Below are 18,091 nucleotides of genomic sequence, written 5' to 3'. Positions count from 1 at the left end.
TGCGGAGGATCAAAGCACTCCCCGGGGAGGAGGGCCAACCGCCCACCGGCGCTGCGCGGCCGGGTTCCGCGACCGCCTTCACCACTGTGACCACGAGGTCACCGGATGCGCCCACTCCTTCACACAGCCCGTCGCCCGGACGGGCGCGGGAGGATTGCGCCCCGATTCCCGAAACGGGCACTTCCCCGCCAAGTTCCCATGCCGGAACACGGATTCGGCGGTGCGCCGGGCACCCCGCCGCCTCCCGGCGCGCGGTGTGCAGATGTGTTGGATGTTCAGGCCCGGTCCGCGTCAGGCCGCCGCGGCCGGCTGCATCAGACGGGCCAGCAGGTCGTCCAGGGTGACCAGGCCGGTGAGCCGGCCCGAGCCGTCGCGGACCACGGCCAGGGACGACCGGCGGCGTCGCAGCACCTCGATCGCGTCGGCGACCGTGGCGGTCTCCGCCAGTTCGGGCACCGGCCGCGCGAGGTCCCGCGCGGTCGTGGCCCGGCCTCGGGCCCGCGCCCGGGCCACCAGGGCGTCCCGGGCGTGGACCGAGCCGAGGACGACGCCGTTCTCCCGGACCAGCAGCCGGGTGCGGTCGTGTTCGGCGGCGAAGCGCAGCAGTGCGTCAAGGTCCGCGCCGCCCTCGGCCCAGGTGATCTCGGCGGCCGGGATCCGCAGCGCGGCGACCGGTGTCTCCGGCTCCGTCAGCGAGCGGGTCAGCAGCTCCGAATCGGTCGCGCTGATCAGCCCCAGCCGCTCCGACTCCTCCACCAGGTGCGTCAGCTGCTCCCGGTTGTGCACCGGGGCCAGCTCGTCACGCGGGGCCACCCGGCACAGTCGTACCAGGGCGTTGCTGACCCAGTTGAGCAGCCGGATCACGGGACGCACCGCCCGCACCACGGCCCGGAAGGTGGGCGACAGCAGCATCGCCGACCGCTCAGGGTGGGCGATGGCCCAGGACTTGGGGGCCATCTCGCCGACCACCATGTGCAGGAACACCACCACGACCATGGCCACGGCGAAGGCGACGCCGTAGCTCACGGCACCGGGCAGGCCCAGTGTGTGCAGCAGCGGGTCGAGTTCGTGCGAGATCGCCGGCTTGGACACCGAGCCCAGGCCCAGCGTGCACACGGTGATGCCCAGCTGGGCGCCGGCCAGCATCAGCGACAGCTCGCGCATCCCGGCCAGCGCGGCCCCGGCGCCGCGCCGCCCCTCGGCCGCCGCCTTCTCCATGCGGTGCCGCTTGGCGGCGACCAGCGCGAACTCGGCCGCCACGAAGAAGCCGCTGCCGGTCAGCAGCAGCACGGTCACGAAGACCGCCATCGGGAAACTCACGCCATCTCCTCGGCTTCCACGGCCTGCACGAGCGGGCCGATCCGGACGCGGTCGGCCACGTGCCGGTCCAGCGTGCGGACGTCGATCACGACCCGGCCGCCCCCGGGCAGTTCGACCGGGACGCGGTCGCCGACCGTCGGGAAGCGGCCGAGCAGGTCCACGACCAGGCCGGCCACGGTGTCGTAGTCGTCGTCCTCCGGCAGCCGGACACCGGTCGCCTCGGCCACCTCGTCGATCCGGCGGCCGGCGTCCACCAGCCAGCCATCGCCGTCCGCGACGGCGAGCACGGTGACCTGGTCGGACTCGTCGGCGATGTCGCCGACCAGCTCCTCGGCGATGTCCTCGTACGTGACGATGCCCGCCACACCGCCGTGCTCGTCGAGGACGACCGCGAACTCGTCGTCCTGCTCCCGCATCCGCGTCACCGCGTCCGGCAGCGCGAGCGTGTCCGGCAGCAGCAGCGGCCGCCGGGCCACGTCACCGGCCCGTGCACCGGCCAGGCGGGCGGCGGGCAGCGCCATCAGCTCGCGCACCCCCAGCACCCCCACGATGTCGTCCGGGTGGTCGCCGAGCACCGGGTAGTTGGAGTGGCCGTGCCGGGCGATCAGGCCGACCGCCTCCTCGGCGCCGGCGTCCTTGCGGATGAAAACGGCGTCGGCGCGCGGCACCATCACCTCGTCGAGGGCGCGCTCGGAGAACTCCAGCGCGTGGTCCAGCAGCGCGGCGGTGTCCTCGGGCAGTTCACCCCGCTCGTGGGACTCGCCGATGAGGTGGCCCAGCTCCTCCAGCGTGGCGCCGTGGTGCAGCTCCTCGACGGGCTCGATGCCGGCCCTGCGCAGCAACCGGTCGGCCGCGCTGTCGAAGATCCTCACGACAGGACCGACGACTCTCAGATACGCCAGTGTGGACGGCGCCAGCGCCTTCGCCAGCCGCTCGGGCACGGCGATCGCGAGGTTCTTCGGGGCGAGTTCGCCCAGCACCATCTGCACGACCGTGGCCAGCACGAAGGCGAGTACGACGGCGATGCCGCCGACGGCCGCGCCGGGCAGGCCGAGCCCCGACAGGGCCGGCCTGAGCAGCGCCGACACGGACGGTTCGGCGACGAAGCCGACCACCAGCCCGGTGACGGTGATGCCGAGCTGCGCGCCGGACAGCATGAACGACAGCCGCTCCAGCACCGTGAGGGCGCGGGCGGCCCCGCGGTCCCCGGCTTCGGCCTCGCGCGCGAGGGTGAGCCGGTCGGCGGAGACGTAGGCGAATTCCTGGGCGACGAAGTAGCCGGTGCCGGCGGTCAGCACGAACACGGCGAGCAGGCCCAGCAAGGCCTCGGCGGCACTCATCGAACACCACCCCGCCGGGTGCCGCGGTCACGCATGTCGTGGCGGGATGGTCGGGGACTGTGCCCCGGAGGGTCCGTCGATCTGGCGGACAAGGACGTGCTCCTTATGTGTGGTGTGTCTCCGGAACAACGATCGTCGTCACGCCGGTGTTCCCGGATTCTACGGCCGTGTAGATGAAGTCGCCCGGGAGCGCGAGGCGCCGCGAGGGACGCGGTGGCCCTTCACGGCGGTCCACCCGGGCCGGCGACCGGGCCCGGCGGACGGCCGGGGCCGGCACCCCGCACGCCAGGATCGAGGCGTAACACAGCGAGATCACCGCGGCCACGGCCGACGGTGACCCGCCGCCGACGTCCACACGGCACATGTACCGATCAGCAGGCCGATGCCGGCGAGCAGGGTCAGGACGCGGTGCCACTGGGCCGGGGGAGCCGGGGGCGCGGGCGCCGCCGACTGCGTGCGCGGGCCGGGCACCACCAGCGTCGTTCCTGCCGAGTACACGCCGAAGGACGCTCATCACCGCCGGTGAGCGGGGTCCGGACGAGGTGCGGAATCCGGTGATCCGGGGAGGTGCCCGTTCAGGACACGCCTCAGTACACGTCCCGCACGTACCGCTTGTCCGAAGCGAGCTGCTTCACGTACGCGGCGGCCTCCGCCTCGCCCAGCCCCCCGTGCGCCATCGCGATGTCCCGCAGCGCCCGGTCCACGTCCTTCGCCATCCGGGAGGCGTCGCCGCAGACGTAGAAGCGGGCTCCCTCGCACAGCCAGTGCCACAGCTCCGGCCCGTGCTCGCGCATCCGGTCCTGCACGTACACCTTGTTGCGCTGGTCCCGGGAGAAGGCGGTGTCCAGCCGCGTGAGGACGCCCTCCTCGCGCAGCGCCGTCAGCTCGTCCTCGTAGTAGAAGTCCGTCGCCCGGTGCTGCTCCCCGAAGAACAGCCAGTTGGGGGCCCGGTGGCCGAGCTCCCGCCGCTCCTCCAGGAAGCCCACGAAGGGCGCCACGCCGGTGCCCGGGCCGACCATGACCATCGGCACCGAGGCGTCGGCCGGGGGCCGGAAGTGCGGCGAACGCTGCACGAACACCGGCACCTCCGTGTCCGGTTCGGCGTCCGCGAGGAACGGCGAGCACACCCCGCCGCGCGCCCGGCCGTGCAGGTTCTCGTACCGCACCACGGACACCGTCAGGGCCACCCGGTGCGGATCGGCCAGCGGGCTGGACGAGATGGAGTACAGCCGTGGCTGGAGCCTGCGCAGCACCCCGGCCCACTCCTCGGCGCTCGCCCGCACCGCGTACTCGGCGAGCACGTCCACGGCCTGCCGCCCCCAGCTCCACTGCGCCAGCCCGTCCTTGTTGTCGGGCCGCAGCAGCCTGCGCAACTCGTGCTTGTCCCGGGCGCGTTCGGAGACGAAGCGCAGCAGGTCGGGGGTGATCCGGGTGATGTCGAGATGCCGGTGCAGCGCCTGGCCGAACGGCACCTGGCCGACACCGTCGACCGTCACGACCGCCTCCGGGTCCACCCCGGTCACCGCCAGCCACTCCTCGACGAGGGCGGACGCGTTGACCGGCCGCACGCCGAGCGCGTCCCCGGCCTCGTAGGCCAGGTCCGACCCGCTCGTGTCGAAGGTGAACCGCCGCACTTCCTTGCCCGCCCCGACCCCGCTGAGCAGCCGGTTGCCGATGAGGCGGGCGGTGGTGACGGGCTTGGGCCGTGCCCCCGTGGGCTTCTCGGCCGGGGCGGCGGCCTTCTCGCCCAGCGCCGACAGCACCTGGTCGAGCCACTTTCCCGCGGACGGCTCGAAGTCCGGCTCGCAGTCCGTGCGCGGGGCCAGCCGCACCCCGCCCAGCTCGTCGAGGCGCGCGTCCAGCCGTCGCCCGTGCCCGCAGAAGTCGTCGTACGAGGAGTCACCGAAGGCCAGCACCGCGTACCGCACCCCGTCCAGCCGCGGCGCCTGCTCGGCGGCGAGCGCGTCCCAGAAGCCGGAGCCGTTGTCGGGCGCGTCACCGTCCCCGAAGGTGCTGGTGATGAAGAGCAGGTCCGCCGTGCGGGCGAGCGCGCCGACGTCGGCGTCGTCCATGCCGACGAGCCTCGCGCGGTGCCCGGTCGAGGTCAGCCGCTCGGCGGTGGCGGTGGCGAACTCCTCCGCGTTCCCGGTCTGCGAGGCCCACAGCACGACGACCTCCCGTCCGGTCCGGTCCTGCGGCACGGCCGCGCCGGTCCGCGAGTACATGCCGGCCAGGACCCCGTTCACCCACAGCGCGTGCTCGGGGGAGAAGGGCGCGTCGGGCGGCAGCACCGGCACGCCGGGGGCACCCGAGCCGAGCCCGGCGAGGAAGCCGGTCAAGTACCGGCGCTCCTGGGCGGACAGCACCGGGGGAGGGGAGGGTTCCAGACCGAAGGGGTTCGCGATGCCCGGCGTCACGGCCGTGGGCGTGAGGGCCGGCGCCTCCGGGGCGGGCGCCGCCACCTTCGCCAGCGACACCGCGCACACCTTGAACTCCGGCTGGAACGACAGCGGGTCCACCGCGTCGCTCGTCACCGCGTTGATGCTCAGATACTCGCCGAACAGGTCGTTCCAGTGGAACGGCGCGAAGCAGCACCCGGGCCGTACCCGGTCCGTCACCACCGCGGGCAACACGGCCCGCCCGCGCCGCGAGGCCACCTCGACGAGGTCACCGTCGGCGATGCCGAGCGCCGGGGCGTCCTCCGGGTGGAGCTCCAGGAACGGCCCGGGATCCAGCTTGGTGAGCTTGGCGACCTTCCCGGTCTTGGTGAGCGTGTGCCACTGGTGCTGCACCCGCCCGGTGTTGAGCGTGAACGGATAGTCCTCGTCCGGCATCTCGGCGGCGGGCAGATGCGGCCGCGCGAAGAAGACCGCCCGCCCCGAGGCCGTCGGAAAGCGCAGCCCCTCGGCCCCCACGTACCGGATCGGATTGCGCTCCGGCCCGTCCTCCCGCGCGGCCGGCCACTGCACGGGCGTCCGACGCAGCCGCCCGTACGTGACCCCGCTCAGATCCCACCCCGTCCGCGGGTTCCGGAACCGCCGGATCTCCTCGAAGACCTGCTCGGCACTGTCGTACGAGAACCCCTTCTCGTAGCCCATCGCGCACGCCACCCGCGCGATGATCCGCCAGTCGGCCATCGCCTCCCCGGGCGGGTCCGCGGCGGCCCGGGTCAGGGTGAGGCTGCGCTCGCTGTTGACGAAGACGCCCTCCGCCTCGGTCCACATCGCGCCCGGCAGGACGACATCGGCGTACGCGTTCGTCTCGGTGTCCGCGAACACGTCCTGCGTGACGACGAACTCGGCGGCCTCCAGGCCCTCGATGACCGTGCGGCGGTTGGCGACCGAGGCGACCGGGTTGGTGCAGATGATCCAGCAGGCCTTGATCTCCCGGTCGGCCATGCGCCGGAACATCTCGACGGTGCCCTGCCCGGCCCCGTCGGCCCGCAGCGTCCCCGGCGGCAGTTCCCAGATGTCCTCGGTGAACGCCCGCTCCTCCTCGACGAGCACCGACCGCTGCCCCGGCAGTCCCGGCCCCATGTACCCCATCTCGCGCCCGCCCATGGCGTTGGGCTGCCCGGTCAGGGAGAACGGCCCGGCGCCCGGCCGGCAGATCGCTCCCGTCGCCAGATGCAGATTGACCAGGGCGTTGGTGTTCCAGGTGCCGTGGGTGGACTGGTTCAGGCCCATGGTCCAGCAGCTCATCCACCGCCGGCCCGCCGCGCCGATGATCCGGGCCGCCTCGCGCAGGTCGTCCTCGGCGAGGCCGGTGGTCTCGGCGACGGCCGCCGGGTGGTAGTCGGCGAGGAAGCCGGGCAGGGCCTCCCAGCCCTCGGTGTGCGCGGTGACGAACTCCTCGTCCACCCGGCCGCTGTCGTGCAGCAGACGCAGCAGGCCGTTCAGCAACGCGAGATCGGTCCCCGGCCTGATCTGAAGGAACAGGTCGGCCTTGGCGGCGGTGGCGGTCCGCCGGGGATCGACGACGATCAGCTTGGCGCCCGCCTTGACCCGCTCCATCATCCGCAGGAAGAGGATCGGATGACAGTCCGCCATGTTCGACCCGATGACGAGAAAGGCGTCCGCCCGGTCGAAGTCCTCGTACGAGCCGGGCGGGCCGTCCGCGCCCAGCGACAGCTTGTAGCCGGTGCCCGCGCTCGCCATGCACAGCCGTGAGTTCGACTCGATCCGGTTCGTCCCCACGAACCCCTTGGCCAGCTTGTTCGCCAGGTACTGCGCCTCCAGGCTCATCTGCCCGGAGACGTAGAAGGCGACGGCGTCCGGCCCGTGCTCGTCGACGATCGCCCGCAGCCGCGCGGCCGTCTCGGCGATCGCGTCGGCCACCGGCGCGGGGACCGCCTCCTCGCCCCGGTCGCGCCGCACCAGCGCGGTGGTCAGCCGCCCGGGCGCGGCCAGCATGTCGGCCGTGGTGGCGCCCTTGGTGCACAGCCGCCCCGCGTTCGCCGGATGCGCCTTGTCGCCTGAGGCCTTCAGCACCGTGCGCCGCCCGTCCGGGCCCGTCCCCACGTCGAGGACGAGACCGCAGCCCACACCGCAGTACGAGCAGACGGTGCGCACCTGCCGCGTGTCCGGCCGGCTTCCGGGGGTCGTGGTCATACCCCGACGGTACGAATCGCCCGTTACGCCTCTGTCACACGGCTTGATCATCAGGGGTTACGCCCGTCACACAGCCGCCTTCAGGCCGTTGTGAGGTGCAATGAGGTCGCGGAGCGTGTCGCTGTTGGGCCGAACGGGTGACTCTGCGCAAGAATTGCCCGATGCAGACAGCGAGCGCGACCCAGGACGGAGCATGCCGGTGAACAGCCACGATGTCACCGACGAACAGTGGGAGGGGCTCGCCCAGGTCGTACCGCTGCGGGGCCGGGACGCCTGGCCGTCCTCCGTCGGCCACCGGTCCATACCCGAGGCCGAGACGCAGACCCGCCGCCGTTTCGTCGTCCTGCGTGTGAACGTCTTCGCCGACGCCCGCGACGTCGCCGAGCGGTTGATGGCGGGCGTCCCCGTCCTCCTCGACCTCACCGGCGCGGAGACGGAGGTCGCCAAGCGGGTCCTCGACTTCAGCACGGGCGTCGTCTTCGGCCTGGCGAGCGGAATGCACCGGGTGGACCGCAACGTCTTCCTGCTGACGCCGGCGGGGATGGAGGTGACCGGGCTGATGGAGGGAGCGGGGCTCCCCGGGACGTGACCGTAGCCCGATCGTAGGAAGCCCCCGGAGACGGAACGGTTCGTCCCGCCGAAGGGGCCCTACCGTCCGGGTATGACCCAGCCCACCCTCCCCGACCGCCCCCGCATCACCGAACTGCGCCTGGCCGCCTTCACCACCCACCGCCGCGCCGCGTTCCCGCTCGGGCCCCTCACCCTCCTCGCCGGTCCCAGCGGCTGCGGCAAGACCAGCGCGCTGCGGGCGTACGAGGCCCTCGCCCGGCTGGGGGGCGGCGCCGAGCTCGGCGAGGTGTTCCCCGACCCCGTCGCCTGCGTACCCGAACGCGCCCAGCCCGACGCGCAGCGCCGCCGCGGCTTCCGGATCGGCTGCACGGCCGACGGTCCCGCCGGGCCGGTCCGGCTCGACGTGGCCGTGCAGGCCGAGCCCGAACTGCGTGTCGTGGGAGAGCGGTTGACGGCCGACGGACTGGTCCTGCTGGAGACCGCCCTGCGCGACCCCGGCAAGCGCGCCGTGCAGGCCGCCTGGCACACCGCCGGGCCGACGCCGGTGACCCGCGGGCCGCTCCCGGACGACCGGCTCGGCACCCCCCTGCTGCCGCTGCGCGTGGCCGGCCGGACATCCGGGCAGCGCAGGGTGCTGGCCGCCGCGGAGCAGATGGTCGTCGCCCTGCGCTCCGCCTTCGCCTGCGACCCCGAACCCTCCCGCATGCGCGGCCCCGTGGCGGCCGGCTCCGGGCGTCTGCTGGGCGGCTGCGGCAACCTCGCGGACGTACTGTGGCGCACCCGCGCCGAGTGCGGGCGGCGGCACGCGCAGTTCGTGGCGGCGGTGCGGGCGGGATGCGCGGGACCGGTCGCGGACGTGCTGGCCCGGCTGGACGGCACCGGATCGGTCACCGCCGCCGTCGACCGGGGCGACGGCTCCCGCACGGACCTGGGGCGGCTCGGCCACGGTGAACTGCGCTACCTCGCCCTCGCGCTGGTGCTCTTCACCGGGCCCGGCGTGCTGGAGGTCGACCCGGCCGGTGAGGTGCCGGCCGCACTCCAGACGCTCACCGTCCTCGCCGACGGCTTCGACCGGGGCCTGGACCCACGGCAGCGGCAGGAACTGCTGGGCATCGCGGCCCGGATGTGCGAACGGGGGCACATCCGGCTCGTCGGCTCGGTCAGCGACGGCTCCTGGGCCGCCGGAACGGACGGGGCCACGGTGGTACACCTGGACCGTGACTGATCCACTGGACGCACCGCAGCCCGGTCCCCGCCGCGCGCCCCTGGACGTGGCGGCACTGCAACGCCGGCTGGCCGAATTCGCCGCCGCGCGGAACTGGCAGCCGTACCACACCCCCAAGAACCTGGCCTCCGCCCTCAGCGTGGAGGCCTCCGAACTGGTTGAGATCTTCCAGTGGTTGACGCCCGAGGAGTCGGCCCGGGTCATGGCCGACCCGGACACCGCGCACCGCGTGACCGACGAGGTCGCCGACGTGCTCGCGTACCTGCTCCAGCTGTGCGAGGTGCTCGGCATCGACCCGCTGGCGGCGCTGGCCGCGAAGATCGACCGGAACGAACGGCGGTTCCCGATCTAGCGGCACGCCCCCACCCCTGGGAATCGAACAGTCCACTTGTACGCTGCGTAGTCGAAATGCGGCCCGATTCCGAATTGTTGTCCGCAGATTTCCGTCTTCCTCTGGCTTTTCGTCTCACTGCCCCTCACTCTGGGTAGTGAACAAGGGAGTTCGGGCAGGCGGACGCGCACAGCGCGTCGGACAAGACGGGGGCAGCGCATGGATGCGGTGCGGCTCATCGTGACGAGCAGGCGGTTCCTGGCGGCGGGCGGCGACGTGCGGGAGACCCTGGCCGAGGTGTGGCAGGCGCAGGCCCTCGCGCAGGCCATAGGAAGCCGTCTCGCGGTCGCCGGGCCGCCCGAACTGCGCGGGGAGGCACTGGGGTTGACGGAACTGGCGGGTCGCGGCTGCGGTGTCCTCGATCCGCCCGAGCTGGCCCCCGGCGAGCTGCGGGCGGGCCAGCTCACCGAGCTGGGCGAGGCCCGCCACACCCTGATGTACCTCGGCGGCCTCCTCGGCGAGGTCGGCATCGCCCTCGTCGCCCTGGCCAGCGCCGCCGACGACGAGCGCACCTACTGGCAGTGCATGGAGGCCATCGACGCGGCCGACGAGTCCCGCGATCGCGTCCTGGAGATGCTCCGCAGACTCGCCGACCGGGAAGAGACCCTGCCGGAGAGGGAGGCGGGCTAGGCAGAGCCCGGAGGACGGACACGACGGCCTCCTCGGCCCCGGGACCCGGGGGAGGCCGGCGCGGGTGACGCCCCGGCGGTCCACCCCGGTGCGGAGGCCGGGAGCTCCGGCTCCGCCCGAGCCGACGATCACCACCGGGGCCGCCCACCGGCCCGGTCACCCGGCCTCCGCGCCATGTAGTGATCTCACCCGACCGGGGACCGACGTGGACGAGGACCGATCTCGTGACCGCCCGTTCCCAAGGTGCAGGATGGAGGGCATGGATCTCCGCATCTTCACCGAGCCCCAGCAGGGGGCCACCTACGACACTCTGCTCACCGTCGCCAAGGCCACCGAGGACCTCGGCTTCGACGCCTTCTTCCGCTCCGACCACTACCTCCGCATGGGTAACGTGGACGGCCTGCCCGGCCCGACCGACGCCTGGATCACCCTGGCCGGGCTCGCCCGCGAGACCAAGCGCATCCGGCTCGGCACCCTGATGACCGCCGGCACCTTCCGGCTGCCCGGCGTGCTCGCCATCCAGGTCGCCCAGGTCGACCAGATGTCCGGCGGCCGCGTCGAACTGGGCCTCGGTGCCGGCTGGTTCGAGGAGGAGCACAAGGCCTACGGCATCCCCTTCCCCAAGGAGAAGTTCGCCCGCCTCGAGGAGCAGCTGGAGATCGTCACCGGCCTGTGGGCGACGGACCCCGGCAAGACCTTCGACTTCCACGGCACCTACTACGACCTCACGGACTCTCCCGCGCTGCCCAAGCCCGCGCAGCGGAAGATCCCCGTGCTCGTCGGCGGCCACGGTCCGTCCCGCACCCCGCGGCTGGCCGCCAAGTACGCCGACGAGTTCAACATGCCCTTCGCCTCCGTCGAGGACAGCGAGCGCCAGTTCGGCCGGGTGCGCGCCGCAGCCGAGGAGGCGGGCCGCGGCGGCGACGAGCTGACGTACTCCAACGCCCTCGTGGTCTGCGTCGGCCGGGACGAGGCGGAGGTGGCACGCCGGGCCGCCGCGATCGGCCGCGAGGTGGACGAGCTGAAGCTCAACGGCCTGGCCGGCTCCCCGGCGGAGGTCGTCGACAAGATCGGCCGCTACGCCGAGGTCGGCTCCCGCCGCATCTACCTCCAGGTCCTCGACCTCGAGGACCTGGACCACCTGGAACTGATCTCCGCTCAGGTGCTCTCGCAGCTGCCGTAGGGGCCCGCAGAGCCGCCTCGATAAACGAAGGCGCTGGTGGGCACGGGTGTGCGAAGCTGTGGGCGTCGTCCTGCCGGGCCCCCAGGATCACCCTCCTGGGGGCTCTCGCACGTACCACACCCACACCGTCCACCCGGCCGGAGAGGCCCTCCGCATGTTCCTGACGATCAGTACCACCGGCACCCCAGAGCGCCCCGCCACCGACCTCGGCCACCTGCTGCACAAGCATCCCGACAAGGCGCAGGCGTTCTCCACCTCCTACGGCACGGCTCACGTCCTCTACCCCGAGGCGGAAGCCCGGCGCTGTACGGCGGCGCTGCTGCTGGAGGTCGACACGGTGGCACTGGTCAGGCGCGGCAAGGGCAAGGGCCGCGGTGGTGCCCCGGACGCGGCCCTCGCGCAGTACGTCAACGACCGCCCCTACGCGGCCTCTTCCCTGCTCGCCGTGGCATTGAGCAGCGTCTTCTCCAGCGCGATGAAGGGCGTCTGCAACGCCCGGCCGGAGCTCCCCGGCCAGGCCAGGCCGCTGCGCGTCGAGGTGCCCGCGCTGCCCGCCCGCGGCGGCCCCGACCTTGTACGGAAGCTCTTCGAGCCGCTCGGCTGGGCCGTCACCGTCGAGCCCGTGGCGCTGGACACCGAGTTCCCCGAGTGGGGCGACTCGCGTTACGTGAGCCTCGTCCTGGAATCGGACGCGCTCACCCTCGCCGAGGCCCTGCGCCACCTCTACGTTCTGCTCCCCGTCCTCGACGACGCCAAGCACTACTGGGTCGCCCCCGACGAGGTCGACAAGCTGCTGCGCGTCGGGGAGGGCTGGCTGCCCGGCCACCCGGAACAGCGGCTGATCACCAGCCGCTACCTCTCGCGCCGCTGGGCGCTGACCCGGCAGGCCACCGAGCGCCTGGAGCTGGTGCGGCTCGCCGAGGCCGACGACAGCGAGGTCGAGGAGATCGACAACGCCGTCGAGGCGGATACCGAGACCGAGGAGAAGCCGGCCCCGCTGGCCGTGCAGCGCCGCGAGGCGATCGTCACGGCGCTGCGGCAGTCCGAAGCCGCCCGGGTCCTCGATCTCGGCTGTGGACAGGGCCAGTTGGTGCAGACACTGCTCAAGGACCCGGCATTCACCGAGATCGTGGGCGTGGACGTGTCGATGCGCGCGCTCACCATCGCCTCCCGCCGGCTGAAGCTGGACCGCATGGGCGAGCGGCAGGCCTCCCGCGTCCAGCTCTTCCAGGGTTCCCTCGCCTACACCGACGTCCGGCTCAAGGGCTACGACGCCGCCGTGCTCAGCGAGGTCATCGAGCACCTCGACCTGCCCCGGCTGCCCGCCCTGGAGTACGCGGTGTTCGGCTCCGCGCGTCCGAGGACGGTCCTCGTGACCACTCCGAACGTCGAGTACAACGTGCGCTGGGAATCCCTCCCGGCCGGCCACGTCCGGCACGGCGACCACCGCTTCGAGTGGACCCGAGCGGAGTTCCGCGCCTGGGCCGAGGCGGTGGCCGAACGGCACGGCTACACCGTCGCGTTCGAACCAGTGGGGCCCGACGACCCGGAGGTGGGGCCGCCCACCCAGATGGCCGTGTTCACCCAGACCGCGCCGAAGGAGGCGAAGGCGGCATGACCGACACACAGCAGGGGCGCGTGCTGCCCGTCACCGACCTGTCCCTGGTGGTGCTGGTCGGGGCCACCGGCTCCGGCAAGTCCACCTTCGCCCGCAGGCACTTCAAGCCCACCGAGGTCATCTCGTCCGACTTCTGCCGCGGCCTGGTCTCGGACGACGAGAACGACCAGAGCGCCACCAAGGACGCCTTCGACGTCCTGCACTACATCGCGGGCAAGCGCCTGGCGGCCGGCCGCCGCACCGTCGTGGACGCGACCAGCGTGCAGTCCGACGCCCGCCGCCCGCTGATCGACCTGGCCAGGCAGTACGACGTGCTGCCGATCGCGATCGTGCTCGACGTGCCCGAGGAGGTCTGCGCCGAGCGCAACGCGGCCCGCACCGACCGCGCCGACATGCCCCGCCGGGTCATCACCCGCCACACCCGCGAACTCCGCCGCTCCCTGCGGCAGCTGGAGCGTGAGGGATTCCGCAAGGTGCACGTCCTGCGCGGAGCCGACGAGGTCGAGCACGCCACGGTCGTCACGGAGAAGCGCTTCAACGACCTGACCCACCTCACCGGCCCGTTCGACATCATCGGCGACATCCACGGCTGCTCCGCCGAACTGGAGGCGCTGCTGGCCAAGCTGGGCTACGTCGACGGGGTCCACCCGGAGGGCCGTACGGCCGTCTTCGTCGGCGACCTGGTCGACCGCGGCCCCGACAGCCCGGGCGTGCTGCGCCGCGTGATGGCGATGGTGAAGTCCGGCGACGCCCTGTGCGTGCCCGGCAACCACGAGAACAAGTACGGCCGCTACCTGCGCGGCCGCAAGGTCCAGCACACCCACGGCCTCGCCGAGACCATCGAGCAGATGGCGGGCGAGAGCGAGGAGTTCATCGCCGAGGTGCGGGAATTCCTCGACGGCCTGGTCAGCCACTACGTCCTCGACGGCGGCCGGCTGGTCGTCTGCCACGCCGGTCTGCCCGAGAAGTACCACGGCCGCACCTCCGGCCGGGTCCGCAGTCACGCGCTGTACGGCGACACGACCGGGGAGACCGACGAGTTCGGCCTGCCGGTGCGCTACCCGTGGGCCGAGGACTACCGGGGCCGGGCGGCGGTCGTCTACGGCCACACCCCGGTGCCGGAGGCGACCTGGCTCAACAACACCATCTGCCTGGACACCGGCGCGGTCTTCGGCGGCAAGCTCACCGCGCTGCGCTGGCCGGAGCGCGAGCTGGCCGACGTCCCGGCGGAGCAGGTCTGGTACGAGCCGACGAAGCCGCTGCGCAGCGAGGCGCCCGGCGGGCAGGACGGCCGTCCGCTGGACCTGGCGGACGTGCGCGGCCGCAGGGTCGTGGAGACCAGGCACCAGGGCCGCGTCTCGATCCGTGAGGAGAACGCGGCCGCCGCCCTGGAGGTCATGAGCCGCTTCGCGGTGGACCCGCGGCTGCTGCCGTACCTCCCGCCGACCATGGCCCCGACGGCCACGAGTCACGTCGAGGGCTACCTGGAGCACCCGGCCGAGGCCTTCGCCCAGTACGCGGCGGACGGTGTCGCGCGGGTCGTGTGCGAGGAGAAGCACATGGGCTCGCGAGCGGTGGCCCTGGTGTGCCGCGACGCGGAGGCGGCCCGCGAGCGCTTCGGCGTCGGGGGCACCTCCCGTTCGGGCGCGGCCGAGAGCGGGGGAGGCCCCACCGGGTCCCTCTACACCCGCACCGGTCGCCCCTTCCTCGACGACGAGGCCCTCACCGAGGAGATCCTCGGCCGGGTGCGCACGGCGGTCGGCGAGGCCGGTCTCTGGGACGAGCTGGAGACGGACTGGCTGTTGCTGGACGGCGAGCTGATGCCCTGGTCGCTGAAGGCGTCCGGGCTGCTGCGCTCGCAGTACGCCGCCGTGGGCGCCGCGTCCGGCGCGGTGCTCCCGCAGGCGCTGGCCGCGCTGCGGGGCGCCGCGGCACGCGGGGTGGACGTGGCCGGCCTGCTGTCGCGTACCGGTGAACGCGCCGCGGACGCCTCCGCGTTCACCGAGGCGTACCGCCGCTACTGCTGGACCACAAACGGCCTGGAGGGGGTGCGCCTGGCACCGTTCCAGATCCTCGCGGTCCAGGGCCGCAGCCTCGCCGGTCTGCCGCACGACGAGCAGCTCGCCCTGCTCGACCGGCTCGTCGAGCACGACGGCAGCGGCCTGCTCCAGACCACCCGGCGCCTCTACGTCGACACCGCCGACCCGGAGTCGGTGCGGGCCGGCGTCGACTGGTGGCTGGAGATGACCGGCCGCGGGGGCGAGGGCATGGTCGTCAAGCCCGTGGGCGCGGTGGTCCGCGACGGCCAGGGCCGCCTGGTGCAGCCCGGCATCAAGTGCCGCGGCCGCGAGTACCTGCGGATCATCTACGGCCCGGAGTACACGCGCCCGGAGAACCTCGCCCGCCTGCGCTCGCGGTTCCTCAACCACAAGCGGTCCCTGGCGATCCGCGAGTACGCCCTGGGTCTGGAGGCACTGGACCGGCTGGCCGAGGGCGAGCCGCTGTGGCGGGTGCACGAGGCGGTGTTCGGGGTGCTGGCGCTGGAGTCGGAGCCGGTCGACCCGAGGCTGTGAACGGGTGGGCGGCGGCCGTGCCGTCGCCCACCCGCGTGGTGTGGCCCAGGCCGGAGGCGTTTCGAGCTCCTGCCCGGTGGATGTCTCTCGGAGGCGGGAGGTCCGTTCCGTGCGTGCTCTTTCACGGAGGGGGCACCGGCGACCGGTGAGGCAAACAACAGTGCACGGAAACGGCCGCAGAGCGCGTCAATACGCCCTCCGGTGGTCAGGATGGAGGCATGGCATACCACGTCCACTCCGAGGCCGGGCGGCTGCGCCGCGTGATCCTGCACCGGCCCGATCTCGAGCTCAAGAGGCTCACCCCCAGCAATAAGACCTCGCTGCTCTTCGACGACGTGCTGTGGGTGCGCAGGGCCCGCGCCGAGCACGACGGGTTCGCCGACGTGCTGCGCGACCGGGGCGTCGCCGTCCACCTCTTCGGTGACCTGCTCGCCGAGACGCTCGAGGTTCCGGCGGCCAGATCCCTCGTCCTGGAGCGGGTCTTCGACGAGAAGGAGTACGGCCCGCTGGCCACCGACCCGCTCAGAGCCGCCTTCGAGAACCTGCCCGCACGGGACCTGGCCGAGGTCCTGATCGGCGGCATGACCAAGCGCGAGTTCCTCGACGTGCACCCGGAGCCGACCTCCGTGCGCTTCCACGTCATGGAACTGGACGACTTCCTGCTGGGCCCGCTGCCCAACCACCTCTTCACCCGCGACACCTCCGCCTGGATCTACGACGGCGTGTCCATCAACGCCATGCGCTGGCCCGCCCGGCAACGCGAGACCGTGCACTTCGAGGCGATCTACCGGCACCACCCGCTCTTCCGGGACGAGCCGTTCCAGGTGTGGTCGGAGGGGCAGGCCGACTATCCGTCCACCATCGAGGGCGGTGACGTGCTGGTCATCGGCAACGGGGCGGTGCTCATCGGCATGAGCGAGCGCACCACCCCGCAGGCCGTGGAGATGCTCGCGCACAAGCTGTTCGCCGCCGGGTCCGCCGAGACGATCGTGGCCCTCGACATGCCCAAACGGCGTGCCTTCATGCACCTCGACACCGTGATGACGATGGTCGACGGCGACACCTTCACCCAGTACGCGGGCCTCGGCATGCTCCGCTCGTACACCATCGAACCGGGCGTCGGCGAGAAGGAACTGAAGGTCACCGACCATCCGCCGGAGCACATGCACCGTGCGATCGCCGCCGCGCTCGGCCTGAACGAGATCCGTGTGCTGACCGCCACCCAGGACGTGCACGCGGCCGAACGCGAGCAGTGGGACGACGGCTGCAACGTCCTGGCCGTCGAACCCGGCGTCGTGGTCGCCTACGAGCGGAACGCCACCACCAACACCCACCTGCGCAAACAGGGCATCGAGGTGATAGAGATCCCGGGCAGCGAGCTGGGCCGGGGCAGGGGCGGGCCGCGGTGCATGAGCTGCCCGGTCGAACGGGAGCCCGTGTAGGGGGGTCCGCGAGAGGCGTCCGTATAGACATGCTGGTCTTCGTATAGTATTCCAGCAGTCTGTGTCCCCGTATCCCTGGAGCGCCCCATGGCGACTGTCCCGACCGGCCTCGCCGGCCGCCATCTCCTCAAAGAGCTGGACTTCACCGCGGAGGAGTTCCGTGCCCTGGTCGAGCTGGCCGCCGAGCTGAAGGCCGCCAAGAAGGCCGGGACCGAGACCCAGTACCTCCGGGGCCGCAACATCGCGCTGATCTTCGAGAAGACGTCCACCCGCACCCGCTGCGCGTTCGAGGTCGCGGCCGCCGACCAGGGCGCCTCGACCACGTACCTCGACCCCTCCGGCTCCCAGATCGGGCACAAGGAGTCGGTCAAGGACACCGCGCGGGTGCTGGGCCGGATGTACGACGCGATCGAGTACCGGGGCGACAGTCAGCGCAAGGTGGAGGAGCTGGCCGCGCACGCCGGTGTCCCCGTCTACAACGGGCTCACCGACGACTGGCACCCCACCCAGATGCTCGCCGACGTGCTGACCATGACCGAGCACTGTGCCAAGCCGCTGACCGGGGTCGCCTTCGCCTACCTGGGCGACGCCCGGTTCAACATGGGCAACTCCTACCTGGTCACCGGCGCCCTGCTCGGCATGGACGTACGGCTCGTCGCGCCGAAGGAGTACTGGCCGGCCGAGGAGGTCGTCGAACGGGCCCGTGCGCTCGCCGGGGCCAGCGGTGCCCGCATCACGCTCACCGAGACCGTGGACGAGGGCGTCCGGGGCGCCGACTTCGTCGCCACGGACGTCTGGGTCTCCATGGGTGAACCGAAGGAGGTCTGGGCCGAGCGCATCACCGCCCTCGCCCCCTACGCCGTGACCATGGACGTGCTGCGCGCCACCGGCAACCCGGACGTGAAGTTCCTGCACTGCCTGCCCGCGTTCCACGACCTCGGCACCACGGTCGGCCAGGAGATCCACGCGGCGCACGGCCTGGAGTACCTGGAGGTCTCCGACGAGGTCTTCGAGTCGGCCCACTCGGTCGTCTTCGACGAGGCGGAGAACCGGATGCACACCATCAAGGCGGTCTTGGTGGCAACCCTCGCCTGAACAGGCCTTATGCTGACCGGCGGCCCGGAACCACCCTCCTCCGCGGCCGCCGCGCGACGAACCCGTCGCACTGCCGCACCACCAGAAACGAGCA

The 18,091-nt window shown here is 72.5% G+C and carries 12 protein-coding genes and 1 pseudogene; 9 read left to right on the top strand and 4 right to left on the bottom strand.

Annotated features, from left to right (window positions below; translation table 11 throughout):
* Positions 1–291 precede the first annotated feature (291 nt).
* The 4 genes and pseudogenes from ACIQHQ_RS10720 to ACIQHQ_RS10705 all read right to left on the bottom strand — a co-directional run bounded on the left by ACIQHQ_RS10720 (position 292) and on the right by ACIQHQ_RS10705 (position 7,270).
* Positions 292–1,320 carry a CNNM domain-containing protein gene (locus tag ACIQHQ_RS10720; protein ID WP_402611489.1) on the bottom strand — a complete coding sequence of 343 codons (1,029 nt, stop codon included), beginning with the start codon at positions 1,318–1,320 and terminating at the stop codon, positions 292–294.
* Complete coding sequence (locus ACIQHQ_RS10715; protein WP_402611487.1) at positions 1,317–2,660, bottom strand: hemolysin family protein; 1,344 nt, start codon at positions 2,658–2,660, stop codon at positions 1,317–1,319. The genes ACIQHQ_RS10720 and ACIQHQ_RS10715 overlap by 4 nt, the downstream gene beginning before the upstream one ends.
* Before the next feature lie 229 nt (positions 2,661–2,889).
* A pseudogene (locus tag ACIQHQ_RS10710) lies at positions 2,890–3,134 on the bottom strand (hypothetical protein); the annotation flags it as partial.
* A gap of 113 nt (positions 3,135–3,247) precedes the next feature.
* The gene (locus ACIQHQ_RS10705; protein WP_402611485.1) at positions 3,248–7,270 is read right to left on the bottom strand and encodes a molybdopterin-dependent oxidoreductase; all 4,023 of its coding nucleotides are present in this window, start codon (positions 7,268–7,270) and stop codon (positions 3,248–3,250) included.
* Positions 7,271–7,463: 193 nt separating this feature from the next.
* On the opposite strand from ACIQHQ_RS10705, the gene ACIQHQ_RS10700 reads away from it, so the two are divergent.
* From ACIQHQ_RS10700 to argF, 9 genes are all read left to right on the top strand, one after another.
* Positions 7,464–7,859 (top strand): cell division protein SepF, encoded by a 396-nt coding sequence (locus tag ACIQHQ_RS10700; protein WP_402611483.1) that lies wholly within the window; start codon positions 7,464–7,466, stop codon positions 7,857–7,859.
* 72 nt (positions 7,860–7,931) lie between these two features.
* Positions 7,932–9,065 (top strand): ATP-binding protein, encoded by a 1,134-nt coding sequence (locus ACIQHQ_RS10695; RefSeq protein ID WP_402611482.1) that lies wholly within the window; start codon positions 7,932–7,934, stop codon positions 9,063–9,065.
* Positions 9,058–9,417, top strand: coding sequence for a nucleotide pyrophosphohydrolase (locus ACIQHQ_RS10690; RefSeq protein WP_402611480.1), 360 nt, complete (start codon positions 9,058–9,060; stop codon positions 9,415–9,417). Before ACIQHQ_RS10695 ends, ACIQHQ_RS10690 begins: the two co-directional genes overlap by 8 nt.
* A 198-nt stretch (positions 9,418–9,615) precedes the next feature.
* A complete protein-coding gene (locus ACIQHQ_RS10685; protein ID WP_402611478.1) occupies positions 9,616–10,086 on the top strand; it encodes a DUF6099 family protein in 471 nt (156 codons plus the stop codon).
* Between the two features lie 259 nt (positions 10,087–10,345).
* Positions 10,346–11,269, top strand: coding sequence for an LLM class F420-dependent oxidoreductase (locus ACIQHQ_RS10680; protein ID WP_402611476.1), 924 nt, complete (start codon positions 10,346–10,348; stop codon positions 11,267–11,269).
* A 154-nt stretch (positions 11,270–11,423) separates the two neighbouring features.
* On the top strand, positions 11,424–12,887 hold the full coding sequence (locus ACIQHQ_RS10675; RefSeq protein WP_402611474.1) for a 3' terminal RNA ribose 2'-O-methyltransferase Hen1: 1,464 nt from the start codon (positions 11,424–11,426) through the stop codon (positions 12,885–12,887).
* Positions 12,884–15,460 (top strand): polynucleotide kinase-phosphatase, encoded by a 2,577-nt coding sequence (locus ACIQHQ_RS10670; RefSeq protein WP_402611473.1) that lies wholly within the window; start codon positions 12,884–12,886, stop codon positions 15,458–15,460. Before ACIQHQ_RS10675 ends, ACIQHQ_RS10670 begins: the two co-directional genes overlap by 4 nt.
* Positions 15,461–15,678: 218 nt before the next feature.
* Positions 15,679–16,902 carry an arginine deiminase gene (locus tag ACIQHQ_RS10665; protein ID WP_402611472.1) on the top strand — a complete coding sequence of 408 codons (1,224 nt, stop codon included), beginning with the start codon at positions 15,679–15,681 and terminating at the stop codon, positions 16,900–16,902.
* Positions 16,903–16,989: 87 nt separating this feature from the next.
* Positions 16,990–17,997 (top strand): ornithine carbamoyltransferase, encoded by a 1,008-nt coding sequence (gene argF / locus ACIQHQ_RS10660; protein WP_402611471.1) that lies wholly within the window; start codon positions 16,990–16,992, stop codon positions 17,995–17,997.
* Positions 17,998–18,091: the final 94 nt, after the last annotated feature.

Source organism: Streptomyces sp. NPDC092370 (genome assembly GCF_044755265.1).
GTDB lineage: Bacteria > Actinomycetota > Actinomycetes > Streptomycetales > Streptomycetaceae > Streptomyces.
Note: the sequence above shows the minus strand (reverse complement) of the source record. Positions and strands in the feature narration are given on the sequence as shown.